This is a genomic window from Psychrobacter fozii, assembly GCF_003217155.1.
Classification (GTDB): Bacteria; Pseudomonadota; Gammaproteobacteria; order Pseudomonadales; family Moraxellaceae; genus Psychrobacter; species Psychrobacter fozii.
On record NZ_QJSU01000001.1, the window covers coordinates 450,180 to 475,111 of the forward strand.

Below are 24,932 nucleotides of genomic sequence, written 5' to 3' on the forward strand. Positions count from 1 at the left end.
TCACAAAATGTAAATTTACTATATTAAAAATTCAAATCTAGACTATAGATTCTTATTTTCTATAGCTTCAGCTACTTTCACCTTCATAGATTTTTTCATAATCGCATATTCTATATTATTTATACTATCTAAGAAATCTATGTGAGTTACACTAGAAAAAATCAAACCACATCCATACTTTTTTACAATGCTGCCTAAATGAGTTTTGTCATATACGATAATAGGACATCCAACAGCTTGGGCTTGGAAAAATTTGTTAGGTAATGCATATCTATAGCTAGGATGGGTGGGGTTTATCAAAATTAAAAAGAAGGGGTACTGATACTGCCCGATACTTTCTAGTAATATAGATTGATAATCCATTCCTTTGAAAATATTCAGGCGATGCATATTACTATTTTTCTCTAAATACAGTATAGCTTCTTCGTTATAATTGCATGCGAGTACTAATATATCATATTTATAGGAAAGTCTAACGATATCTTCTAATCCACGATCCATTGATACATTTCCTACGTATATCAATAGATGTTTATTCTTACTATGATTGAAATCTGAAAGAAAAGTTGTACTAACAAAATTTTTGTTGTAGATAACTTCTATTTTAGAATTTCTGAAATTATACATAGTATAAAGAGTATCAGCAATATATCTACTTATTGTAAGTATATTTTTCCGCTCACGTAGCTCTTCTAATTCTTTGAAATAGATATAAAAAGCTCTCTGTATCGATGCTTTGTTTCTGTTTCTAAAGACTTCAAGTTCGTGAATATCATATACATAATCAACTTCACTATGAGAGTCAATACTACTTACAGATATTAGATTATTGCAAATTACGCAAGTATAACCAGAAGTATCAATTTTCTTTGTTAGAAAATAACTATGGTCATTATATACTCCTTGCTTTGCTTTAGTTCTAAAAGTTAAAGAGGGATGATGAATGATAACTAATATGAGAAACCATGGAAAATATAGAATATTTTTTAAGGTCTTAAAATGTAGTGCTGCTAAAATATTCTTTTTTTGACTCTCTGTATAATTATTATCTGGCTTCACCTTTAGGATAGTAATATTTTTAGTTGCTCTCTGCAAAGCTCTTAGCTGATTTAACACTCGTATATCAGTTTTCACATCTTCATCCGTGACAATTAATACACGCTCTAGATCAAAGCTAGAAAAATAATTAAAAAAATCTTCAACGATAGGAGCTTCAAGTACCTCTGTAGTGAGGTGAGCAATCTCATGAAGATTTATTTTTTCAATTATCATTAATATATAACCTATCGTACTTCTAGAAGCCTATTGAATTATAAATTTTAATATAAGGAGTTTGAAAATAAATATCTCTTATCAAACTCCTTTTTAGAAAAACTGACTGACTTCTAGTCACTATTAATTATAAAAACTTGATATCTTACTACAAATATAGCCAACTTCCTCATCTGTTAAATAAGCATGCATTGGAAGACTCAGTACTGAATTAGTAAATTTTATAGCACTTTTCGATTCACCAATTTGATACTTCAAGAATGGGGCTAAAGCTTTAGTCTGACTCATTGTTTTAGGATAATATATGGTAGTTGGAATGCCCTGACTCTTCAGGTAAGCCATTAACTCTTCTCTTCTATCTACTCTTAAAGTATATTGTGCCCAGCTGCTAGTATAACCTGTCGGAATCTTGGGCACTATAACGCCTTTAGTGCCTTCTAAAGCGGAGGTATACATAGCTGCTACTTCATTCTTCTTAACTACTTCTTTGTCAAATATTTTGAGCTTTTCGAGCAAAATGGCAGCCTGAATAGTATCAAGTCTACTATTGTACCCAATATTCACGTTTTCATATTTGTGTGATCCTTTACCGTGTACTCGCAATGACTTGATATGCTCTGCAATTTCTATATTATCGGTAAATATAGCGCCTCCATCACCGTAACAACCTAAAGGTTTGGCTGGAAAGAAGCTAGTAGTACTTATGTCTCCAAAACTACAGGCATTATTATTGTCTATCTTACCACCAAAGCCTTGAGCAGCATCCTCAACATGCCATAACTCATGCTCTTTTGCCAAACGATTAATTTCATTATGATTGGCCGGAAGTCCAAAAAGATCAACACTAAGAATACCAGCTAAATTTTTATTACTATTCTTTAATGTTAATATTTTTTTCTCTAAATCTAGAGGGCAAATATTGTATGTGTCGTCAATATCTACAAATATAGGAATAGCACCTAATTCTGCAATAACTTCAGAAGTTGCAAAAAATGTAAAATCCGTGGTAATTACTAAATCATCTTTCTTAATTTTAAGCGCTGTCAATGCTAAACGAATGGCATCCGTACCATTTGCACATAAGAGACAATACTTTCTACCTGTGTATTCAGATAATTGCTGCTCTAAATCCAAGCACTCTTGACCCATAATATACTGACCAGTCTTTAATACTCGAGATATAGCTTCATTGACCTCTTTTTCGATTTCTTTCTGTTGACGCTCTAAATCTATAAAGTTAATTTTCATTACTATTCTCGAAGTCATTGATTAGCTGTCTAAGCTTTAAGTCATTAATTCCATTACGCTCTAAACCTATCTTATTTATGCCTATTTCTTTAGATGGATTCCCTGCATAGATACGGCCTGGTAGGATTTTGGCTTTCTTCGTTATTACTGTTCCCATACCGATCATAGTATGGCTACCAATCCGCTGTCTAGGATGTACAATAGCACCCATGCCTATATTAACGAAGTCTCCGACTTCTACGTGTCCACCTAAGCAAGTATGCGCAGAGATTATAGATTGTTTACCAATTTCTACATCATGGGCTATGTAAGCAGCTTTCATTAAAAAGCTACCTTCTCCAATCACAGTATCTCTACGAGAGCCTGCATCTATAGTAACATTACCTGTAAGGACGACATTGTCTTCGATCTTAACAGTATGACCTACACTTTTTCCGAACCCTTCTTTGTACTCAGCTGGGAAACCAATAGTGCAGTTTGGGCCTATATATACATTATCACCTAATATAACGTTTTCATTAATAACAGCAGAGGGATGAATTGTATTTCTCATAAATATACCTATAGCTTATCTACGAAATCAATGACTGATTTCTAATTGATTCTGTCATTTCAATACAACAAACGGCTTCTTGTGCACCAAAACCTCTTCCTTCAAGTACTTCTTTATAACTTATTGTATGCAAATCAGTGAAACCTTTGGAGAACTCTACTAACTCATCGCCAATCTTGATTGCGCGGAAAGTTGGTTGGTTGCCTTTGACTTCTTCAGGTAAATCCTCTGAATTGACTGATAGAAACCAGTTTACATTCGCATTTTTAAATTTCAACTTACCTTTTGAAGAGTGCGAACCTTGAAAATAATTCTCATTAAGAATTGGCTCACCAAATAAATGATATAGAAGATCAAAGAAATGCACGCCGATGTTAGTCGCTATGCCGCCTGACTTACTCATATCACCTTTCCAGCTTTCCTGATACCATTTACCACGAGACGTAATATACTGTATCTCACAATCATACTGCTTATCAGGATTTTCTAGTAAATCTTGATCGATTTGAGACTTTAAAGAAATGACAGCATCATGCAAACGCAACTGAAGAATATTATAAAGACGCTTTCCAGTTTCTTGCTCTACCAATTGTATTTCTTCAAGGTCAGCTTTCTTCAAGACTAAAGGCTTCTCGCATATGACGTCACATCCCATTCTTAATGCAAGAGTTATATGCGATAAGTGTAAATAGTTGGGAGAGCATATGGAGATATAATCTACCTTTGTGGTTTCATTTCTCTGTAGCTGATATATATAATGAGAAAAACGCTCAAACTCAGTAAAAAATTCGGAATCTGGCGAGATACTATCAATCACGCCTACAGAATCAGATTTGTCATAAGCCGCAACTAAAGTGCCGCCTAGTTCTTTAATCGCTTTCATGTGACGTGGTGCTATATAGCCTGCAGCTCCAATCATTGCGAATCTTTTCATAATTACCTTCTATTATTTGTTAAATGTATTAAATTAGATGTGAATAACTTACTTTTTAATGCCTAGTTTTTTCATTATTCTAAATGGCGCATTACGTATAGGTGCATCAAAAATTTGTTTTTTGCTTGTACCATCATTTAGAAAGTAATGTACTTTATCAATTAAGCTATGTGACATTCCTTCGCTACTCTGAAGATCCACATCCTTAATGGATATTTCTGAATCACCCTTATATAATCGGATTTTCTTTGCTAGAGCTATATTAGAATTTCTTAAAGTATTTTTCTCTTTATCTATTTGTTTCGAAGATTTCTGAAAAGCAGCATTTTGTTTTCTAAGCTCAGCAATCCTAGTATCCAATACCTTGGATCTACTCTTTTCTTTTTTCAGTAAACCTGTTTTCTTAAGCTCACCTTCTAACATGTTTAAAATATGTTTATTTAATAATATAGGATCTACAGATTTACGGTTTTGATAAGCTTCTTTATAAATATTTTTATACTTCACTGCTACCTTATCCATACAATGATAGTCTTCTACGAACTTTCGCCCAATACGTCCTTTTTCAATTACTTTACTCCGGTCATATATCAGCTCTTTCATGACATCCTTAATATTTTCAGGATTAGCATTAACTATAGGCTTTTTAAAAGGAGTAAGGTGATGCTCTATATCATCTCTAATATAGGCAACCGTACACTTCCCAAGAGCCATAGCTTCAACACTTGCAACGCCATACCAACCTATTCTCAACTGATCAATTACAATATCTGCTTTTGAATACATTTCAATCACTTCATCATGCGCTACATCTGTAATAAATTCGAATCTAAAATTATGTCCTTCTTGCCTTAGTTCCTCTAAAGCTTTCTGGATATAATGACTACCTTTAACCCCTTCTCTAGAAGGAACATGTACTATAAGAGGACCTTCTTCCTCCCATGCCTCAATAGAAGAAAAGTTATCTGCCTTATGTTGAAAAAGCTCTAAATTAATAGATCTTGGTACAATCTTAGCATCAGGCACGTAAGTAAGCATTTCTGGATCAGAAACAATTATTTGATCACAGACTGCTCTGCAATACTCAATAAACTTTTTTTGATACTCTTCAGGATTGCTTTCGATAATTCGATTTGGATTTTCATCCACATAATTGAATTTATTTATTTCTTTAAATTTAGAGTGTAGACGAATCTCGCCTCCTCTAAAGCTCATAACGACTAGTTTACCTGCACTTTTCAACTCTAGAAGATCTAGTCCTGTTGGAAATTCCATATTAGGCATACGGTATAAGGATCTGAAATGAAAATGAAATAAATCATATTTTGGTAATAACCTGTTTAAATAGTAAAAATTCTTCCTAATCTGAGAACCTTCCGATAATTCGAAATCTCTACCATAGTGCATTTTATTACCGCTACTAAAGCATGTGTTATCTGCAACTTTAAACCCTATATTTCTTAATCCACGGGTGATGGTATAAGGCTGATTAGCTGCTCCTGACAATCCATGTAATACTCTTAGATCTTCGATTTTATATTTAGGCTTTAATTCAAATAACTCTCTATTTTTATAAGCTGTAAGACTTGTTTCGTAAACTTCTTTGAGCTGGTGTTCAGCGAAGTCCCATGAATATCTATATTTTAAGTCTTCCGTAATATTAGATCTAAACGTTTTATAGTTTGCAACTAAATCGTTAATCGCTTTACTAAGTTCAGAAGTATTGCCCGGCTCAAAAGTAGTACCAACCTGATACTTTTCCATAAACTCAACCATTGCTGCCGTAGAGCTGGTCACAATAGGTAAGTTCGCATGAACGTACTCTGAAACTTTAGTTGGAATAGCCACTTCAGAGTTGCCATAACTTAATAAAGGATTTAGTCCAAAATCAGCATCTTGTATAAAAGAAGATACTTCAGAGTTATCGACATATTCATGAAAATATAACCTATTATCAACATTTAAATTTTTAGCTAATTGAATACATTCTTCTCTAAAAGAATCTTCCTGGTTGGTTATAATCGCAATATTTAGATCAGTATTAAGTTCTAAAACCTCGATGATATTTAGAATTCCGCGGTTTACTCCTATCCGCCCAACGTATATCCCTAAGAGTTGTTCGTCATCTAAACCAATACTTTTTCTTAAAGTAGGCTGATAATTATTTTTAAAGCTATCTAATCTAGGTGAGTTATTTATTATCAAAGGTCTTTCTTTCAATTCATAGTGTTCTTCTAGTTTATCTGCTAATGCATTTGATACTGTAAATAAGTAATCTGGGTCATGAATACGTTTTGCTTCGAAATCAGAGCAGTAATTCATTATATTCTTTGGCAAATGATCAAGACCTAATACATATTCGTGGATATCATGAATCCAAGGTATATTAAACCCTTTAATACTTAAGTAATTACACATTAAATAGCCGATTTCAATACCATACATATCATGTGTATGTAAAATATCAGGCTTTAATTCTATTAATAAGTTTTTAGATGACTCAAAATATTGATTAACAAAGCTACGATAGTCTCGTTTATTTAGATCTCGTTCAAACTTATCCATTTTTAAAAGATTAAATTTAGGATTTTGAACTAGAATCACATTAATATTATTTATACTTGTATAAATATTATCTTTAGTTCTAGACATACCTAGTATAGTAACCTCGTAGCCTAATTCTTGTGCACTTTCTGCAACCTTAATGACACGACTATCTCCTACCACACCGTTTAGTACCTGAAATACGATATGAGTTTTTTTATCATTGTTTAAGTCAATAACTTCTGATAATTCTAGATAAGGTTCTAATTCTTTACTACTTTGATATTTGAACTTCATGATTATTCCTATTTAGGGTATGTCAGAGTATTTACAATATTTATTAATTTACTTTCTTGGGTTTTCAACGAGTAGATTTTAGAAAATTTACTAAAAGATTTCTGGTTGTAAAAGCTTTCTTTATTTTTCAAAATTGAATCAACTGTTGCTTTAAAACTATCAAAACTATATATATCAAAATCAAAACCAAGGTTGTATTCTTTAACTAAACCTGCACATTTTAAATCTTTATTAACCATTATGGGAATTTTAGCAAATGACATTTCAAAAAGTTTATTAGGCATAGAGTACTCATACGATTTCGTCATACTTTCAATACTAACAATACCAATATCTGCTCCCTTAATATAATCAACCACGTTATTAGGTGGAACTGGCTCAAGAAAATGGATTTGACTTTTGATATTTAAATCATCGATAACACTATCAATATTCGCCTTAAAAGTATTATCCCATCCTCCAAGATTTACTAAGTGTACGTTCGGTAAATCTTTTAAATAGTGAGCTATTACTTCGATACCTCTACCATAAGTGAGCTTGCCAACATGCAATAGTACAATACTATCACTTCCAAGCTTCAAATCATCTCTTAAACGATTTTTCCCAACAGGTAATGTATCTATACTTGGACTATTATAAATACAGGAGATCGGATCCGTTCCATATATCTGCTGCATTTCATCAGCAATGTAGTGACTACAAGTAATGATATCATCACAGTATTTTATACAAAAACCTTCTAATCCCCTGACAAATAATTTATTCAATTTAGTTAAAGGAGGCATCCTATGTAGCTCATACTCATGAGCGTCATAAACTAATTTAGAATTTGGATACTTCTTTTTAAGTAAAACTCCTACAGGAAGTGTAATTAAATCGTTGGCAATGATTACATCGAGCGACTCAGGATATATTTCATTTTTCCAAAGATTAGTATAGCTCAAATAACGATAGTACTTTAAAAAACTAGGTTTTACTTTTTTCTTTATTTTTTTAGGAATTAATTTAAGTAATTTATCAGTAGATAAACTAGGGTTCCAAAACTTGCTTTCAATACTAAACTGTTCTACATCTAGAAATAATAGTTTTATATTTTTCTTCTTGTATACGGTGTTTAATATAACCGTATATCCATTAAAGCATAAAGCTTTGACAGTTTTCTGTACCCGATTATCATATTCACAGTCATTAGACACTAGTACAACAACTAACTTTTTTTTTATCATCTAATACTCATTATCAATTCAGAAAACTATGGGAGCAATGGGTTCTTATGTGGGTCTTCGCAAGTGTTGTCACTAGATATTCCATATGAACTTTGAGTGTAATTAATTTTATGAGCACTTAAGACATCAACATAAATACATACTTTGTAATAGAATTATATACTTAGAATATAGTTTTCAAGGCAAATAAAAACACCCCATTGTAGGGGTGTCTTTACTTTTTTTCAATGTAGTTTTGGTAGTTACCTAATAGACTTATGTCTATATTACCAACCAGTAACTTCTTTTAGCTTCTCACCAAGCTTAGATGGGTCACGCGTATACGCGATGCCAGCATCTTCAAACGCTTTGAATTTCTCTTCAGCAGTACCTTGACCACCAGAAATGATAGCGCCAGCATGACCCATACGCTTGCCTTCTGGAGCAGTAACACCAGCGATATAACCAACAACTGGTTTAGTCACATGGTCTTTGATATAAGCAGCTGCTTCTTCTTCAGCAGTACCACCGATCTCACCGATTAGGATGATAGCTTCGGTTTGTGGATCTGCTTCGAACAATTTCAATGCGTCAATCTGGTTCATACCAGGGATAGGATCACCACCGATACCGATACAAGTTGACTGACCAAAACCAAGCTTAGTTGTCTGAGCTACGGCTTCATACGTCAATGTACCAGAGCGTGAGATGATGCCCACTTTACCTGGTTGATGGATATGGCCTGGCATGATGCCGATTTTGCACTGACCCGGAGTGATAACACCTGGGCAGTTAGGACCAACTAGACGCACATCGCCCGCTTCTTCAAGATAGCGTTTGGCTTTTAGCATATCGATAGTCGGTACGCCTTCAGTGATCACTACGATCAACTTAACGCCAGCATCGATTGCTTCAACAATAGAATCTAGTACGAATGGTGCAGGTACATAGATAACAGAAGCGTCAGCTTGAGTCGCTTCCATGGCTTCTGCCATGGTGTTAAATACTGGTAGGCCTAGGTGCGTTTGACCGCCTTTACCTGGCGTTACGCCACCGACTACTTTAGTACCGTATTCGATCGCTTGCTCAGAGTGGAACGTACCATTTTTACCAGTGAAACCTTGTACCAATACTTTGGTATCTTTATCGATTAATACACTCATTATTTATTCCTTGTATTCGGTTGTCTTGTAATAGCGACTCTCAACACCATTTTTATTCAATGTTCATGGTAAATTTTTATATAAAAGCCACTATCACGCGTTGACTACTATGCTTTGGTATTTATTGCTAAATACCAATCATTAAAGACTTAGGCTTTAACCGCATCGACAATTTTTTGAGCGGCATCGGCTAGGCCTTGAGCTGTAGTCAGCTTAAGACCAGACTCTTCTAGAATTTGTAAGCCTTTTTCAGCATTATTACCTTCTAGACGTACAACCACAGGTACTTGTACATCGACTTCTTTAACAGCAGCAATAATGGCTTCTGCAATCATGTCACAACGTACGATACCACCGAAGATGTTGATTAGAACACCTTCAACGCTGCTGTCTTCAAGAATGATCTTGAACGCTTCAACAACGCGATCTTTAGTTGCGCCGCCGCCAACGTCCAAGAAGTTAGCAGGTTTGCCGCCATACAATTTGATGATGTCCATCGTTGCCATTGCAAGACCAGCACCGTTAACCATACAACCGATGTTACCTTCTAGGGCAACATAGTTCAGGTCAAACTCAGCAGCTTTAAGCTCACGCTCGTTTTCTTGAGTTTTGTCTTGTAGGGCTGCAATTTTAGGCAGACGATATAGTGCGTTTGAATCGATACCGATTTTGCCATCAACACAAACGATTTCGCCGTTTTCACGAACAGCCAACGGGTTAATTTCCATTAGCGCAAAGTCGTTTTCAACAAATGCTTTATAAGCACCAGTCATCAATTTAACGAACTGGTTGATTTGCTTGCCTTCTAGACCAAGTTTGAACGCAACATCGCGCGCTTGAAAAGGCATTAGACCAACTAAAGGATCAACATGTACTTTAAAGATTTTTTCTGGCGTCTCGTTTGCTACTTCTTCGATATCAACACCACCTTCGGTTGATGCCATGAAAGTCACACGACGAGTCGCACGATCAACGACTGCACCGAGATATAGCTCAGTTTGTACTGGGTACATATCTTCTGCAACCAATACGAAGTTAACTGGTTGACCATCAGCGTCAGTTTGGAAAGTAACCAAATTGGTACCGATTAGCTCTTCAGTTACTTGCTTAGCTTCTTCACGAGTTTTAACCAGCTTTACACCACCAGCTTTACCGCGACCACCAGCATGTACTTGCGCTTTAATAACCGCAATGTCAGTTGGCGTTTTATCAAAAGCAGCAGCAGCTTCGTCGCCACTATAGGCAATGATGCCTTCTTGAATCGGCAAACCATAGCTTTTTAACAGCTCTTTTGCTTGATACTCATGTAAATTCATTGATTGTATCCTTTATTTTTTACAATTAATAAAAAGTGAAAATGAGTGCGCATATATATTAGACATCCGTCTGGCGCACTCGTGACTGTAGTGATAGCTGTGACAGCGACACTACAGTCAGGTTATAAGTCAGTACTTATCAAACTAACTACTTATTTCTTACGCTTTTTGCGCTGAATGGCGTGAATAGCACGGCCATCAGCAGACAGAGCAGCTTCATGCACAGCTTCTGAAATAGTTGGATGCGCAAATGTCATCAATTGTAAATCTTCGATACTAGAGACAAATTCCATCGCGATCATACCTTGATGGACGATATCACCAGCACCAGCAGCGATAGCATGCATACCTAACAAGCGATCTGTTTTGGCATCAGCAACAACTTTCACAGAGCCTTCCGCTTCACTTTGAGCAAGTGCACGGCCGTTAGCTGCTAGGTTGAATGAACCAGTTTTAACTTCATAGCCAGCTGCTTCAGCTTCTTGCTCAGTTAAACCAACCCATGCGATTTCTGGATGCGTGTAAATTACGTTGATGATAGTATCATAATTAACCTGAGCTTTTTCGCCATGAATGCGCTCAACAGCCATCATGCCCTCTTCCATTGCTTTATGCGCAAGCATAGGGCCACGGACTAAGTCACCGATAGCATAGACGCCATCAAGGTTGGTTTTACACTGATCGTTTACGTCGATAAGACCACGTTCAGTCAATGTGATACCACTATCATCGCCAAGCAATTTTTCAGAGTAAGCACGGCGGCCTACACAAACGATAAGTTTGTCGAAGCTTTCTTCACTTGATTCGCCTTTGCTCTCGCTAGTAACGACCACTTGATCGCCTTTAACTTCAGCATTGGTCACTTTGGTATCGACACGGATGTCAAGACCCTGCTTCTTCAGCATTTTACCGGCTTCTTTTGCGATATCTTTATCAGCGGCTGCTAAGAAACTTGGAAGCGCTTCATAGACAACCACTTCAGCACCTAAACGACGCCATACTGAACCAAGCTCAAGACCGATAACACCAGCACCGATAACGCCTAGACGCTTAGGGACTTCAGTGAAATCAAGTGCACCAGTAGAGTCAACGATACGGTCGCCGTCAGTTTTAGCCACAGGGATATCGATAGGAACAGAACCTGCTGCTAAGATAACGTTTTTTGCAGTGATTGTGGTTTCGCTTTCATCTGCAAGTGCAGTGAATTTGATTTGCTTGTCAGCGCCTTTACCATCAACCAATGTGCCCCAGCCTTGCAGCCAATCAACACCATTGCCTTTTAGCAAAGCGGCAACACCACCAGTCAATTGCTTAACGATGCCTTCTTTACGAGCAATCATTTTTTCGATATCGATGGCTACATCACTAGTGCTGATACCATGCTCAGCAAGATCGTGCTTAGTCGCTTCATAACGATGTGAGCTATCAAGCAATGCTTTTGATGGGATACAACCAACGTTCAAGCAAGTACCGCCAAGTGCTGGCTCACCTTTATAGACGCGTTTTTCGATACAAGCAACGCTCATACCTAACTGACCTGCACGGATAGCGGCTTCATAACCACCAGGACCGCCGCCGATGACGACTAAATCATAATTGTCTTTCATAGTACGTTCCTATTTTTAATTATCATTCTAATTGTAAATATCATTTAAACTGAGGATTATCTCGTTAATAAATAAGCGATGTTTTTACTCAGTATGCTTCTGCTTAATGGTCAATACACCATGTCAGCAAGACACTCTTATTTATTAATAAACAGCTAATACCACTACTTAGACTAAAGTTAAAAAGCTTGTATCAGCGGTTGCCAATACAAGCTTAGAAGCTTATAGGTCTAGTAGAAGCATGGCTGGATCTTCAACCAATTCTTTGATGGTTACTAAGAACTGTACCGCTTCTTTACCATCAATCATACGATGATCATAAGATAGGGCTAGATACATCATTGGTAAGATTTCAACTTTACCATCAACTGCCATTGGGCGGTCGTTGATAGCATGCATACCGAGGATAGCAGTTTGGGGTGGGTTCAAAATAGGTGTAGACATCAATGAGCCGAATACACCACCGTTTGAGATAGTGAAAGTACCGCCAGTCATGTCATTCAGACCAAGTTTACCTTTTTGAGCAAGGCCACCAAGCTCACGAATACGGCTTTCGACATCAGCCATGCTCATGCGATCTGTATCACGTAATACTGGAACAACCAAGCCGCGATCTGAAGAGACTGCAACACCGATATCATAATAACCATGATAAACGATATCGTCGCCATCTAATGAAGCGTTCACAGCTGGGAAGCGTTTGAGTGCTTCTGTTGCTGCTTTTACGAACAATGACATAAAGCCCAAACGTACGCCATGACGTTTCTCGAACTGGTCTTTATACTTAGCACGCATATCCATCAACGGCTTCATATTCACTTCGTTGAACGTCGTTAGCATCGCAGTATCTTGTGATGCTGACAATAGACGATTCGCTACTGTTTTACGTAGGCGCGTCATTGGAACACGTTTTTCAGTACGCTCACCCGTTGATTCAGCAACTGGACGACCGCTGTCAGATTTGATGCTGCTGTCAGATTTTAGTGTTGGGTTAGCCATGTCAGTTTTGGTCACACGACCGCCACGACCACTGCCTTCAACTTCTTTAGGATCTACGCCGCTTTCTTTCGCTGCTTTGCGAACTGCTGGGCTCTGATCTTTATGATCCGCATCATTGCTATCGCTTTTAGCAGCTGCTTGTACTGGCTCGCCGCCATCTGCTGCTTGTGCTGGCTCTGCTGGTGCTTCTGTAGCAGTATCTGCACTAGCGCTTGCACCTGCTTCAAATTGAGCGATAAGCTCATCAGACAAAACAGTATCATCAACTTGCTTGACGATTTTGGTCACAACACCGTTGTCAGGCGCTACAACTTCTAATACGACTTTATCAGTTTCGATTTCAGCCAATAGGTCATCACGGTTAACTTGCTGACCTTCAGTAACATGCCACTCAACGATTGTACCGTCGGCAACCGATTCTGGAAAAACGGGGGCTTTGATATCAGCCATCGATATACTCCTTAGATTTGGATATTCATATTTGTTATTAAGTCGTGATAAACAGTCAGTGCCATCCTGGATAGTGATCTTAGATAATACTATCTAGATTTTATTACAGCATACTGACTGTTATCGCCTGATTCATTTGCATTCAATAATATGTTACTTAGACAACTCATCAACACTGATACCAAGACCGCCAGCGATTAACGCTTGCTGCTGTTGAGCGTGTAGTTTTGGTGAACCTGTTGCAGGTGCTGCACTAGCAGGACGTGCCACCGGCTCCATGACTTTCGCCTTGGTTGGGTGCGGTACGACAATACGGTACATATGCGGTGCTAAGTAATACCAAGCGCCTTGGTTAAGTGGCTCTTCTTGCGTCCATACGATCTCAGCCAAGTTGCTATACTTTTCAATCTCAGCCTTCAAACGCTGCTCTGGCAACGGATAAAGCTGTTCGATACGAACGATAGCTACATGATCTAAACCTAGTGCACGGCGCTGTTCAAGCAAATCATAATAGACCTTACCGCCACATAGCACCATACGAGTCACTTTGTCTGCGTTGTGATCGTCCATCTCTGAAATGACGGTTTCAAACTTACCATTTGCAAGCTCTTCCAGATTTGAAGTTGCTAATTTATGACGTAGCAAGCTCTTCGGTGACATAACGATCAACGGCTTACGAATAGGACGTACCGCTTGACGACGTAGTGCATGATAAATCTGTGCTGGAGTCGTCGGCGTGATAACTTGCATGTTGTCTTCAGCACATAGCTGTAAGAAACGTTCAAGACGCGCAGATGAATGCTCAGGGCCTTGACCTTCAAAGCCATGCGGTAACAGCATCGTTAGACCACAAACACGCTGCCACTTAGTTTCGCCACTTGAAATAAATTGATCAATAACAACCTGTGCACCGTTGACGAAATCACCAAACTGCGCTTCCCAAACGACCAATGCGTTAGGGACAGTCGTTGCATAACCATATTCAAAGGCTAGAACGGCTTCTTCTGATAGCAATGAGTTATAAGTAGCAAAACGAGCTTGGTCTTCACTCATATGAGCCAATGGCACATACATGCTGCCGTCATTGATATTGTATATTTCACTATGACGATGTGAGAACGTCCCACGGCCTACATCTTCACCAGTAATACGTACCAATACCTTATCGTTATCGACCAATGAAGCATAAGCCAATGTCTCAGCCGCACCCCAGTTCAATGGCTCTTCGCCAGTTTGCATAGCTAGGCGCTGCTCGACTACTTTTTGAACTTGGCGTTGTAGCTTGTAGCCTTCTGGCATTTCGGCCATACGGCGTCCGTAACCTTTTAGGACTTCGATATCGACGCTGGTATCCCACTCATCGACCAAATCATGACCCAAATAAGGAGTCCAATCTACGAATAAGCCCTCATTCGGCTCATTGACCAATGAGTTGGCAACATAGTCACCACGATCTAAAGACTCACGATACTCATCTTCATACTGCTTTTCTTGATCGGCATTCAGGATGCCTTCTTTGATAAGCTGCTGTGCATAAAGCGTACGAGTGGTTGGTAACTTTTTGATGACAGCATACATAAGTGGCTGCGTCGCTGATGGTTCATCAGCTTCATTATGACCATTACGACGATAGCAGAACAGATCAATAATGATGTCTTTCTCAAACTCATGACGATAATCTAATGCCAATTGAGCTGCGAATACGACTGACTCTGGATCATCACCGTTCACGTGTAAGATAGGCGCATGTACCATTTTTGCCACGTCAGTACAATATTCAGTTGAACGAACATCTTCTTGACGGCTAGTGGTGAAGCCTACTTGGTTGTTGATAACGATATGTACGGTACCACCAGTGGTATAAGCACGGGTTTGTGACATCTGGAAGGTTTCTTGAACCACGCCCTGACCAGCAAAAGCAGCATCGCCATGAATGACGATTGGTAGTACTGAATTACCGCCTTTATTGTCTAAAAGAGGTTGGTCATTACGACGCACCTGACGGGCACGTACTGAACCTTGCAATACTGGCGCAACGATTTCAAGATGTGACGGGTTAAAGGCCAAAGCCAAATGAGCTTCGCCACCTGGCGTCATCACATTAGATGAGAAACCATTGTGATATTTAACATCACCTGAGCCTTTTTCTGGCTGTACCTTACCATCGAACTCGTCAAACAAGTCCGCAGGGTTTTTACCTAAGATGTTTACTAGCAGGTTTAGGCGGCCACGGTGAGCCATACCAATGACCATCTCTTTGGTGCCATAACTGCCAGCACGTTGGATGATTTCATTGATAGCAGGAATAAAGCTTTCACCACCTTCTAGACCGAAACGCTTCACACCCGTATATTTACGTGCTAGATACTTTTCTAAGCCTTCAGCAGCTGTAAGACGTTTAAGAATAGAGATACGTTTTTCTGTATCAAATTTGATATGACCTAAGTTGCTTTCTAGATATTTTTCCATCCAGCGTTTTTCTACGCTGGTGGTTACGTGCATGTATTCGACACCAATGTGGCGGCAATAAACACGTTCCATGATCTCAATGATTTCACGTAAAGGTGCTGAATCTTTAGCGATACTTAGATCATTGGTAGGGAATACGGTATCAAGGTCAGCTTCTGAAAGGTTATGGTAAGCGAGGGTTAAATCTTCTACTTCTGCACGTACTTCAAGGTTTAACGGATCGAGACTAGCACGGCGATGACCACGGCGGCGATAGGCTGAAATCAGCTGCTGTACACCCATTTTCTTTGGGTTACCACCATCTACTAAAGCACTAGGCGCTGAGCTAGTCGCTTGATCGCTACTTTTGCCTGCAGTCTGATTGCGGGCAAGCAATAAGAACTGGTCTTTAATGGCATTATGCGGTGCATCATTTGGCGATTTGTATTGTACAAAATACGTTTGCCACTCGGTATCAACACTACTCGGGTCATTCAGGTATTGCTCATAAAGAGCTTCGATATACTGGGCGTTATCAGCGGCCAGTTCTGTATGTCCTGAGCCTTTTGCTTCTTTAGTTATACTATTCATAATAATCGTCTATTTGATAGATAAATGAATGGAATCGTGCTTATTATTGTGTCATCTGTCGTACGTTAAGTGCTGTCACCTGCAATATCTATATTAGCAATACAATTATTTGTGAACGTCCAGTTTTCTTATCCGGCTCGTTTCACAAAATTAATTTATATATACTACTGTTAGCCATAACCAATTAATTGGTAAAAAATTATCGTTAAACTATCAACGTTTTAACTGATAATTTTCACTACAATTTCTTGTTATTTCTAACATATTACAGCTTTTCAGCCAAACATACACTGCTGTATAGAGTAGCACGCCTGTATTTTAGGCCATAGTTTGTTTGTTCAATACTAGGTATTTAGGTAATGAATAACTATTCTCACCTTAGGTACTGCATATTGACCCTATTCTGTCTCGATATGATATCTTGTTGGTATATTACCAGTAACACAAACTATCGCTAACTGATATTTACTCATCACAACATCCTACCAGTACAACTATGCGCTATTCTAACATTTAACGTAGCCAATATCTCTTGATGAATGCTTTTTACTGTTGCCAATTATATAGATTGCTTGTGCATATATCATGTTTTCTTACACACGGCCAACGTATTGTTAGCACAGCCTTACCTTTGATCGTCAGTCGTTTTTCTCATCGCTACAGCTTATTTGCATCTAAAGAAAAAACCAAACTCTCTCAGAGTCTAAATCATAAAAAACACCACCTAATATATTAGGTGGTGTTTTTCGTATTATATCTGCAAAAAAACCATGCAATTATAAACGATTAACCTGCTTGGTCAATCAACATATTACGCAGATGACCAATTGCTTTGGTTGGATTTAGGCCTTTTGGACAAACTGACACACAGTTCATAATACCGCGGCAGCGGAACAAGCTAAATGGATCATCTAAACGAGCCAAACGTGCTTGAGTATCACCATCACGGCTATCAGCGACAAAGCGATAAGCATGCAGTAATGCTGATGGACCTAGGAACTTATCAGGGTTCCACCAGAATGATGGGCAGCTGGTTGAACAGCAAGCACATAGGATACATTCGTATAGACCGTTTAGTTTCTCACGCTGTTCAGGCGACTGTAAACGCTCTGTTGGCGGTGCTGGTTGGTCATTGATTAAGTACGGATGTACTTTTTCATATTGCTCGTAGAATTGGTTCATATCGACGACCAAATCACGAACAACTGGAAGACCAGGCAACGGACGTACCGTTACTTTTTCTGGCAAAGTATTCATGTTGATTAGACATGCTAAACCATTTTTGCCGTTGATGTTCATGCCATCAGAGCCACAGATGCCTTCACGGCAAGAGCGACGGAAGGTCAGTGTTTCATCTTCCTTTTTTAGGCGTAATAACACGTCAAGCAACATACGATCTGAGTCTAACAACTCAATGGTATACGTTTGCATGCGTGGCGCTGCGTCCAGATCAGGATCGTAGCGATAGATTTCGATGGTGCGAGTACCTCGGCTCATAATGCTAAACTCCACACGTAGGTGATGGCGGGCATACAAAGATTGCAACAGGATGACGCTAACTATTAATCTGTACTGATAAACGATATCAAATACCGATTAATAGTGTGCTAGCGCTGGCAAGTGCATGTAGCTGGCGGTCACCTTTTTAATAAATTAATAAAGGATAAAACATTAACGCTGCTGCTGTATATCAAGCGCAACATCTAAGATTAATAGACGCGAACTTTTGGCTCGATATAATCAACCGTCAATGGAACTTTGCGAACTGGCTTATAAATAATTTTATTGCCTTCAGAATACCATAAGGTATGCTTCATCCAGTTTTTGTCATCGCGGCCATTTGGTGCATGCTCATCATCTTCTGGACGATCATAATCAGATACACTATGGGCACCACGGCTTTCATGGCGCATAGCCGCTGATATCATTGTCGCTTTGGCCACTTCGTACAAGTTGGCAACTTCAAAAGCTTCAATACGCGCAGTATTAAAGACTTGTGATTTATCAGCCAAATGAATTTGGTCGATTTTGTCGCCTAGCGCTAAAATTTTCTCAACGCCTTCGTCCATCATTGCTTGAGTACGGAATACACTGGCATGTAATTGCATGGTGCTGCGAATCTCGTCAGCCACTTCTTGAGCATTGTACCCTTCCGTAGACTGTTGCAGCTTGTCCAAACGACGCATAGTGTAATCAAGTACACGAGGATCAAGTGGCTTGTAATTATGGTCAGCATGATGGAATTCATCAACGATATGCTTACCAGCAGCACGGCCAAATACCAATAGATCAAGTAGTGAGTTAGTGCCTAGACGATTGGCACCATGAACACTGACACAAGCACATTCGCCGATGGCATAAAGACCTTTGACGACGTTGCCTTGCGTGTATTGACCTTCTTCGTCCGTACCTGCTTCTAAATCAGGTGTCACCACTTGACCATGAATAGTGGTTGGAATACCGCCCATCATATAATGAATGGTTGGGATAACTGGAATAGGCTCTTTAGTGATATCTACGTTGGCAAAGTTTTTACCAATCTCGAATACTGATGGCAGACGCTTCATAATGGTTTCAACACCTAGATGCGTCATATCCATCACGATATGGTCAGCATTAGGACCACAACCACGGCCTTCTTTGATTTCTTGGTCCATAGAGCGTGATACTAGATCGCGTGGTGCCAAGTCTTTTACGGTTGGCGCGTAACGCTCCATGAATGCTTCGCCATCTTTATTACGTAAGATAGCGCCTTCTCCACGGCAACCTTCGGTCAATAGTACGCCTGCACCATGCACGCCCGTTGGGTGGAACTGCCAGAATTCCATGTCTTGTAATGGAATACCTGCACGTACCGCCATACCAATACCGTCACCAGTATTGATATAAGCATTGGTGGAAGCCGCAAAGATACGGCCTGCACCACCAGTCGCTAGGACAGTAATCGGTGACTGGAATACAGCAATAGTACCAGTTTCTTGCTCAAGTGCGATGACACCGTTAATGTTACCAGCTTCATCTTTAATCAAGTCAAGTGCAATCCACTCGATGAAGAACTCAGTACCTTGCTCAAGGTTTTTCTGATATAGCGTATGTAGCAATGCGTGACCTGTACGGTCAGCAGCAGCACAAGCACGTTGAACGGCTTTTTCGCCATAGTTAGACGTATGGCCACCAAACGGACGCTGATAAATCGTGCCGTCTTCATTACGGTCAAACGGCATGCCCATGTGCTCAAGCTCATAGACGACTTTTGGCGCTTCACGGCACATATATTCGATAGCGTCTTGATCACCTAACCAATCTGACCCTTTAACGGTGTCATAAAAGTGAAAATGCCAGTTATCGTTACTCATGTTACCCAAGCTTGCACCGATACCGCCCTGAGCCGCAACCGTGTGCGAACGCGTTGGGAATACTTTGGTAAGGACTGCAACCTTCATACCTGCTTCAGCCAAATGTAGTGAAGCACGCATACCTGAGCCGCCACCACCGACGATGACTGCATCGTAGTTTAGGGTCTTAATATTACTAATGGTATTATCTTGTCTAGTTGCCATTACGGTTTTCCTAATGCCTGTTAATGCTTAGAATTAAATAAAAAAGCTGTATCAAGCGTCATCTCATTGCAGGGCCAAATGTCATATTTATTCGGTCATTAAACGCAATTATTTAAGACGGTGACGCAAACAACCTTTAACCACTTAATTTGCATATCTATCGTTATATTGGGCTAATTTCATTCACTTTCAATTTGACTCAGCTGTCTTTAAATGACTGCTCAAGTCAGAAATTGCCCAATGCTATGACTATTATCGGCTATAACGGACGGCTTTGGAGTTATTCAGCAGCAAATAGTGATGCTGAGTGCATCCGTTATTATTTATAGATAGTAAAGGTATAAATTATTGGTTAAACGGCAACAACACTGAAGCCACTACCCCAAAAAATCATGATACCCCAAAATAGAAATACTAAAATAGCGATAATCATCAATGACTGTAGGACTAAACGTAAACCTGCTGCGCTTGAGCCTAGTTTGCCAGTAGTAATATAGTCAGTAAAGACTGTCCACATTCCAACCCAAGCATGGCCTGCTAGCGCAAGTACTGCTACTAAGCTAAATAAACGCATAGGCAGGCTAGTCATAAATGATGACCACTCAAGATAAGTGACGTCGCCATGGGTCAAAAAGAAACCCAGCAACACCACACTATAAACGGCTAAAACAACAGCGCTGATACGCTGGATAATCCAATCACGTGAGCCTGAGCCGGTCAGACCAGTAGCGCTTTTTATTCCTGAATCGTTTTTAATCATTAGAACATCACCCATACAAATGACGCGACAATTAGAATCGCTGCGATCACAAAACTGACCTTAGAAGCGGCACGTCCAGATTTTAGCTCTTCGTTCATGCCCATATCAGCAAATAAGTGCTTGATGCCCATCACAAAGTGATAAGCGATCGCGGCAACAAATATCCATGCCAAAAAGCGCACGAGTACGTTGTCAAATACGGTTGCAAAACTCTCAGGCGATGCCAAAGAATTCTGTAACAACCACAACATGACAGGAATAAGTAAGAATAAAATAATGCCAGATATACGATGCAAAATTGAGGCAATTGCAATCGGTGAGCGATTAACGCTAATCACTTGGCTTAAAGGCAGATCAATAGGTCGGTTGCTTTTCACAGCGGGCATCCTTTTTGCGGTTATACTCCTGTATCTGCTATCCACGCTTTGTATAAATGCTATACAACAGCGACGAGCAACACATGAGACGAATAAAGTAAGGAAGGGCTAGCTGACGTAGTTTAATTTGCGCTAAAGTTAAAAGGCGAATATGTCTTATACGATCATTATAGACGGTCGAACCTGACTCGTTGAACTGATACACCCTTTTATTAACGAGCCTTCGACTTACGTTATGACAATAAGTACGAAGCATGGGGTCAATCGATTAACTATTCTATTTTTACTGATTCCCATTAACAAAAAAAGATAACGCCATTGTGTCATCTCTATACGATCAATTTATTAAGGTGAACTTCACTGTTGGCTATCTAAAAATAGAACAGTTAACAAGAATATTCAAACGATAAGCTAGGTTTTGGTCTATAAACTGGTCGTCCAATCGTAACAAAATATGAGCAAAGCAAAGCTTCACTGATTATTCCATTAAGATGATCGCTCAATATGCGCAAAGCTAGTGCCAGTTAAATCCCTCTAATTATAAAATGACTGGGCGCTAATTACAAATTTATCCCCTAAATATTGGTTATTAGAGATTAATTAACAAAAAGCTGGCTATTTGCAATATTAATTCATTAGTATTACCCACCCCTAACGAACCATAAATCTAAACCAAATGGTCGTTTGTTCATACTCTGTCTGTTTTATAGTTAATATGACTAAACCGTTAAACTTATAATATTGCTAAAAACACTTTAATATTATAATGTTAATGATAATCATTACTTTCTATAAAGAAGCGGTTTAAAAGACAAATAGCTTACCAGACATATTTTGATACAAAAATTACAGTGAATAAACACGTCAAAACCATACTAATTGGCAGTGTTGACAGTAAAAGTCTTTTCAAATCATAGGGAATTGCTGCTAATATACTCTGCGTATTAAACGAGTTAGATGTATTTTGAGCATTTGACTGATGATGGCGCAAGGGTATGTGCCTGTAATAATCGACGACGCGAGGGTATGCGTCTGCAATAATTTTATTCTAACAAGCTAAAACAATGGAGAGCAATTTATGGCTGACACTAATGCCAAATTAACCGTAAATGGTAAAGAGTACGAATTTCCTATCATCGAAGGTACTTTAGGGCGCCCAGTTATCGATATTGCTGCTCTACAAGACTCAGGCTTTTGGTCTTATGACCCTGGTTTTAAAGTAACAGCCCCTGTTGAATCAAAGATTACTTATATTGATGGTGGCAAAGGCGAGTTATTACACCGCGGCTACCCTATCGATCAGTTAGCAAACAACGCTGAATACTTAGAAGTTGCTTATGCACTGATTCATGGTGACCTACCAAACGCTGAGCAAAAAGCAGACTTCTTTGAAAAAATCCGTAAACATACGGGTGTTCATGACCAATTACGTAAGTTTTTTGAAGGCTTCCGCCGTGACGCGCATCCGATGGCTATCATGGTCGGTGTCGTTGGTGCGTTATCAGCGTTCTATCATGAAAATCTAGATGTGAGCAATGAAGAGCATCGTGAGATCACTGCTATTCGTCTAATCGCTAAGATGCCAACACTGGCTGCAATGAGTTATAAATACTCACAAGGCGAGCCGTTCATGTATCCGCGTAATGACTTTAACTACGCAGAAAACTTCTTGTACATGATGTTTGCGACGCCTGCTGATGTTGATTATAAAACCAACGACGTCATCACTCGCGCAATGGACAAAATCTTTACTTTGCATGCTGACCATGAGCAAAACGCTTCAACGTCTACTGTACGTTTGGCTGGTTCTACTGGTGCAAACCCTTATGCATGTATCGCTGCTGGTATCGCAGCCCTTTGGGGTCCATCACATGGCGGCGCGAACGAAGCTGTTCTTGAGATGTTAGACGAAATCGGTTCAGTTGAAAACGTACCTGCATTCATGGAAAAAGTGAAGAGCCGTGAAGTGAAGCTAATGGGCTTTGGTCATCGTGTTTACAAAAACTTTGACCCACGCGCACAAGTCATGAAAGAAACTTGTGACGAAGTACTTGCGGCACTTGGTATCAACGATCCTAAGCTTGAGTTGGCGATGGCGCTTGAAAAGATTGCTTTAGAAGACCCGTTCTTCGTTGAGCGTAACCTATATCCAAACGTTGATTTTTACTCTGGCATTATCTTAAAAGCCATCGGTATCCCAACGTCAATGTTTACCGTAATCTTCTCACTAGCTCGTACTTCTGGTTGGATCAGCCATTGGTTAGAGATGCACAGTGCACCGTTCAAAATCGGTCGTCCACGTCAGTTATACACTGGCGAGTCGCATCGCGATTTTGTTAAAGTTGAAGACCGTAAATAGATAGAGATAATATTCTCTCAATAAAAAATCCCGCCATTGTGCGGGATTTTTTATTGCTTAGAAATTGTCTTGATTACTAGAAATATTTATTTAAACGATTCTAATGTCTGCTCGTACTTGGCAATCTGTTCATCGTATCCTTCAATCGTCTCGTTAAACTTAGACATAAGCGACTCAAACTCTTTTTGTTGATCAATTTTCATCTGTTGCATATCAATGACTTGTTGGGCTTCTATTTGCTCCCAAACTTGATGTTGGATTATCAACCGTGCCAGCGCTGGACTCTTGGCACTGACTCTCCCAGCAATTTCTGCGCTTTCAAACAACTGTGGCGCCAATGTCGCTATATTAATTAAAGTATTGATATCTTCTGCATTAAGTGGAGACGTCACAGGCTGATAAAGGGCATCCATCGCTTGCTGATAGCTGTCAATGATTTGATCTTCGGTCATCATAGTAGGTTTACGTGGTTCAAGACTGATACGTTTTAAGACAGTTAAATCTCGCTCACCCACTTCTGTACTGGTATTGATATCAGCCGTAGCCTCAACATCGCTATCTACAGCAGTAGTATCTACCGAATTAGTAGATGCGATGACTGAAGAAGTAGGGTCAGCTACGTTTTTGTCGCTGCCATCAATGATATCGTCAGTATTATCGGTCTTGATATTAGTATTGAGTAGCGAGTCTGCATTTTCTGATGTGTCAGCAACTTCCAGTGATTCATACTCTGCTTGTAAGCGGCGTTGTAACCCTTGCATCTGTGTGACGTAAATGGGCTGAAACTGCTTTATACGAGCAGCGGCCGCATCGCTTTGTGCCATTGGTTCACTGTCTTGAGCGTTTTCTGGATCACTGGTCTGACTGGCATCGACGACAGGTTGTGTATCTGACTGCTGCTGACAACCTGTCAATAAAATTATGCCGGTCAGTGTTGCCACTAGCAGTGTTGAGGACGAGCGCCGTGGCTGAACACTCTCATTAAGAGAGTTATCATGGTCCAAACGGTTATTCGCTTTATGACTGGCACTCAGAGCGAGCTTTACTGGCAAAAATTTAAACATGAGTGTAAATATCCTTGTTAAAGCACAAATATTAAAAGCTATAGCTACCGTAGCAATCCTTTGCTACTTTACTTTTCTCAGAGTTATCGTGACCTTGTAAAGCATAAAGCATGCTTTATACTAATTCTTATCATATAGTCATTCCACTATAAAAGTATTACTGCTTTAACCTCATTTGAAGTATT

Annotated in this window: 17 protein-coding genes; 1 reads left to right on the forward strand and 16 read right to left on the reverse strand. The window is 39.3% G+C overall.

What is annotated here, in order from left to right; genetic code table 11:
• Window positions 1-42: 42 nt before the first annotated feature.
• The 15 genes from DFP82_RS01885 to sdhC all read right to left on the reverse strand — a co-directional run bounded on the left by DFP82_RS01885 (window position 43) and on the right by sdhC (window position 21,333).
• On the reverse strand, window positions 43-1,272 hold the full coding sequence (locus DFP82_RS01885; RefSeq protein WP_110922024.1) for a glycosyltransferase family protein: 1,230 nt from the start codon (window positions 1,270-1,272) through the stop codon (window positions 43-45).
• 123 nt (window positions 1,273-1,395) lie between these two features.
• Window positions 1,396-2,520, reverse strand: coding sequence for a DegT/DnrJ/EryC1/StrS family aminotransferase (locus DFP82_RS01890; RefSeq protein ID WP_220034707.1), 1,125 nt, complete (start codon window positions 2,518-2,520; stop codon window positions 1,396-1,398).
• Window positions 2,510-3,073 (reverse strand): DapH/DapD/GlmU-related protein, encoded by a 564-nt coding sequence (locus DFP82_RS01895; protein WP_110922025.1) that lies wholly within the window; start codon window positions 3,071-3,073, stop codon window positions 2,510-2,512. Before DFP82_RS01895 ends, DFP82_RS01890 begins: the two co-directional genes overlap by 11 nt.
• Before the next feature lie 19 nt (window positions 3,074-3,092).
• On the reverse strand, window positions 3,093-4,007 hold the full coding sequence (locus tag DFP82_RS01900) for a Gfo/Idh/MocA family oxidoreductase (protein ID WP_110922026.1): 915 nt from the start codon (window positions 4,005-4,007) through the stop codon (window positions 3,093-3,095).
• A gap of 48 nt (window positions 4,008-4,055) precedes the next feature.
• Window positions 4,056-6,848, reverse strand: a complete 2,793-nt coding sequence (locus DFP82_RS01905; protein ID WP_110922027.1) for a glycosyltransferase — start codon at window positions 6,846-6,848, stop codon at window positions 4,056-4,058.
• An 8-nt stretch (window positions 6,849-6,856) separates the two neighbouring features.
• A complete protein-coding gene (locus tag DFP82_RS01910) occupies window positions 6,857-8,074 on the reverse strand; it encodes a glycosyltransferase (protein WP_110922028.1) in 1,218 nt (405 codons plus the stop codon).
• Window positions 8,075-8,340: 266 nt separating this feature from the next.
• Window positions 8,341-9,216 carry a succinate--CoA ligase subunit alpha gene (gene sucD / locus DFP82_RS01915; protein ID WP_110922029.1) on the reverse strand — a complete coding sequence of 292 codons (876 nt, stop codon included), beginning with the start codon at window positions 9,214-9,216 and terminating at the stop codon, window positions 8,341-8,343.
• 149 nt (window positions 9,217-9,365) lie between these two features.
• Window positions 9,366-10,532, reverse strand: coding sequence for an ADP-forming succinate--CoA ligase subunit beta (gene sucC, locus DFP82_RS01920; protein ID WP_110922030.1), 1,167 nt, complete (start codon window positions 10,530-10,532; stop codon window positions 9,366-9,368).
• 152 nt (window positions 10,533-10,684) lie between these two features.
• Window positions 10,685-12,139, reverse strand: a complete 1,455-nt coding sequence (lpdA, locus tag DFP82_RS01925; protein ID WP_110922031.1) for a dihydrolipoyl dehydrogenase — start codon at window positions 12,137-12,139, stop codon at window positions 10,685-10,687.
• A 222-nt stretch (window positions 12,140-12,361) separates the two neighbouring features.
• Window positions 12,362-13,588, reverse strand: a complete 1,227-nt coding sequence (odhB, locus tag DFP82_RS01930; RefSeq protein ID WP_110922032.1) for a 2-oxoglutarate dehydrogenase complex dihydrolipoyllysine-residue succinyltransferase — start codon at window positions 13,586-13,588, stop codon at window positions 12,362-12,364.
• 153 nt (window positions 13,589-13,741) lie between these two features.
• Window positions 13,742-16,627: a 2-oxoglutarate dehydrogenase E1 component gene (locus tag DFP82_RS01935; RefSeq protein ID WP_110922033.1), complete on the reverse strand. Its 2,886-nt coding sequence runs from the start codon at window positions 16,625-16,627 to the stop codon at window positions 13,742-13,744.
• Between the two features lie 786 nt (window positions 16,628-17,413).
• Window positions 17,414-18,124, reverse strand: coding sequence for a succinate dehydrogenase iron-sulfur subunit (locus DFP82_RS01940; RefSeq protein ID WP_055123743.1), 711 nt, complete (start codon window positions 18,122-18,124; stop codon window positions 17,414-17,416).
• Window positions 18,125-18,336: 212 nt separating this feature from the next.
• The gene (gene sdhA, locus DFP82_RS01945; RefSeq protein WP_110922034.1) at window positions 18,337-20,187 is read right to left on the reverse strand and encodes a succinate dehydrogenase flavoprotein subunit; all 1,851 of its coding nucleotides are present in this window, start codon (window positions 20,185-20,187) and stop codon (window positions 18,337-18,339) included.
• Between the two features lie 352 nt (window positions 20,188-20,539).
• Window positions 20,540-20,926, reverse strand: coding sequence for a succinate dehydrogenase, hydrophobic membrane anchor protein (gene sdhD / locus DFP82_RS01950; protein WP_227686587.1), 387 nt, complete (start codon window positions 20,924-20,926; stop codon window positions 20,540-20,542).
• A 20-nt stretch (window positions 20,927-20,946) separates the two neighbouring features.
• The gene (gene sdhC, locus DFP82_RS01955) at window positions 20,947-21,333 is read right to left on the reverse strand and encodes a succinate dehydrogenase, cytochrome b556 subunit (protein ID WP_110922035.1); all 387 of its coding nucleotides are present in this window, start codon (window positions 21,331-21,333) and stop codon (window positions 20,947-20,949) included.
• 1,069 nt (window positions 21,334-22,402) lie between these two features.
• Here sdhC and gltA point away from each other — a divergent pair.
• Complete coding sequence (gene gltA, locus DFP82_RS01960; protein WP_110922036.1) at window positions 22,403-23,683, forward strand: citrate synthase; 1,281 nt, start codon at window positions 22,403-22,405, stop codon at window positions 23,681-23,683.
• 86 nt (window positions 23,684-23,769) lie between these two features.
• Here gltA and DFP82_RS01965 read toward each other — a convergent pair whose 3' ends face one another.
• Complete coding sequence (locus tag DFP82_RS01965; protein ID WP_245905594.1) at window positions 23,770-24,747, reverse strand: hypothetical protein; 978 nt, start codon at window positions 24,745-24,747, stop codon at window positions 23,770-23,772.
• Window positions 24,748-24,932 lie beyond the last annotated feature (185 nt).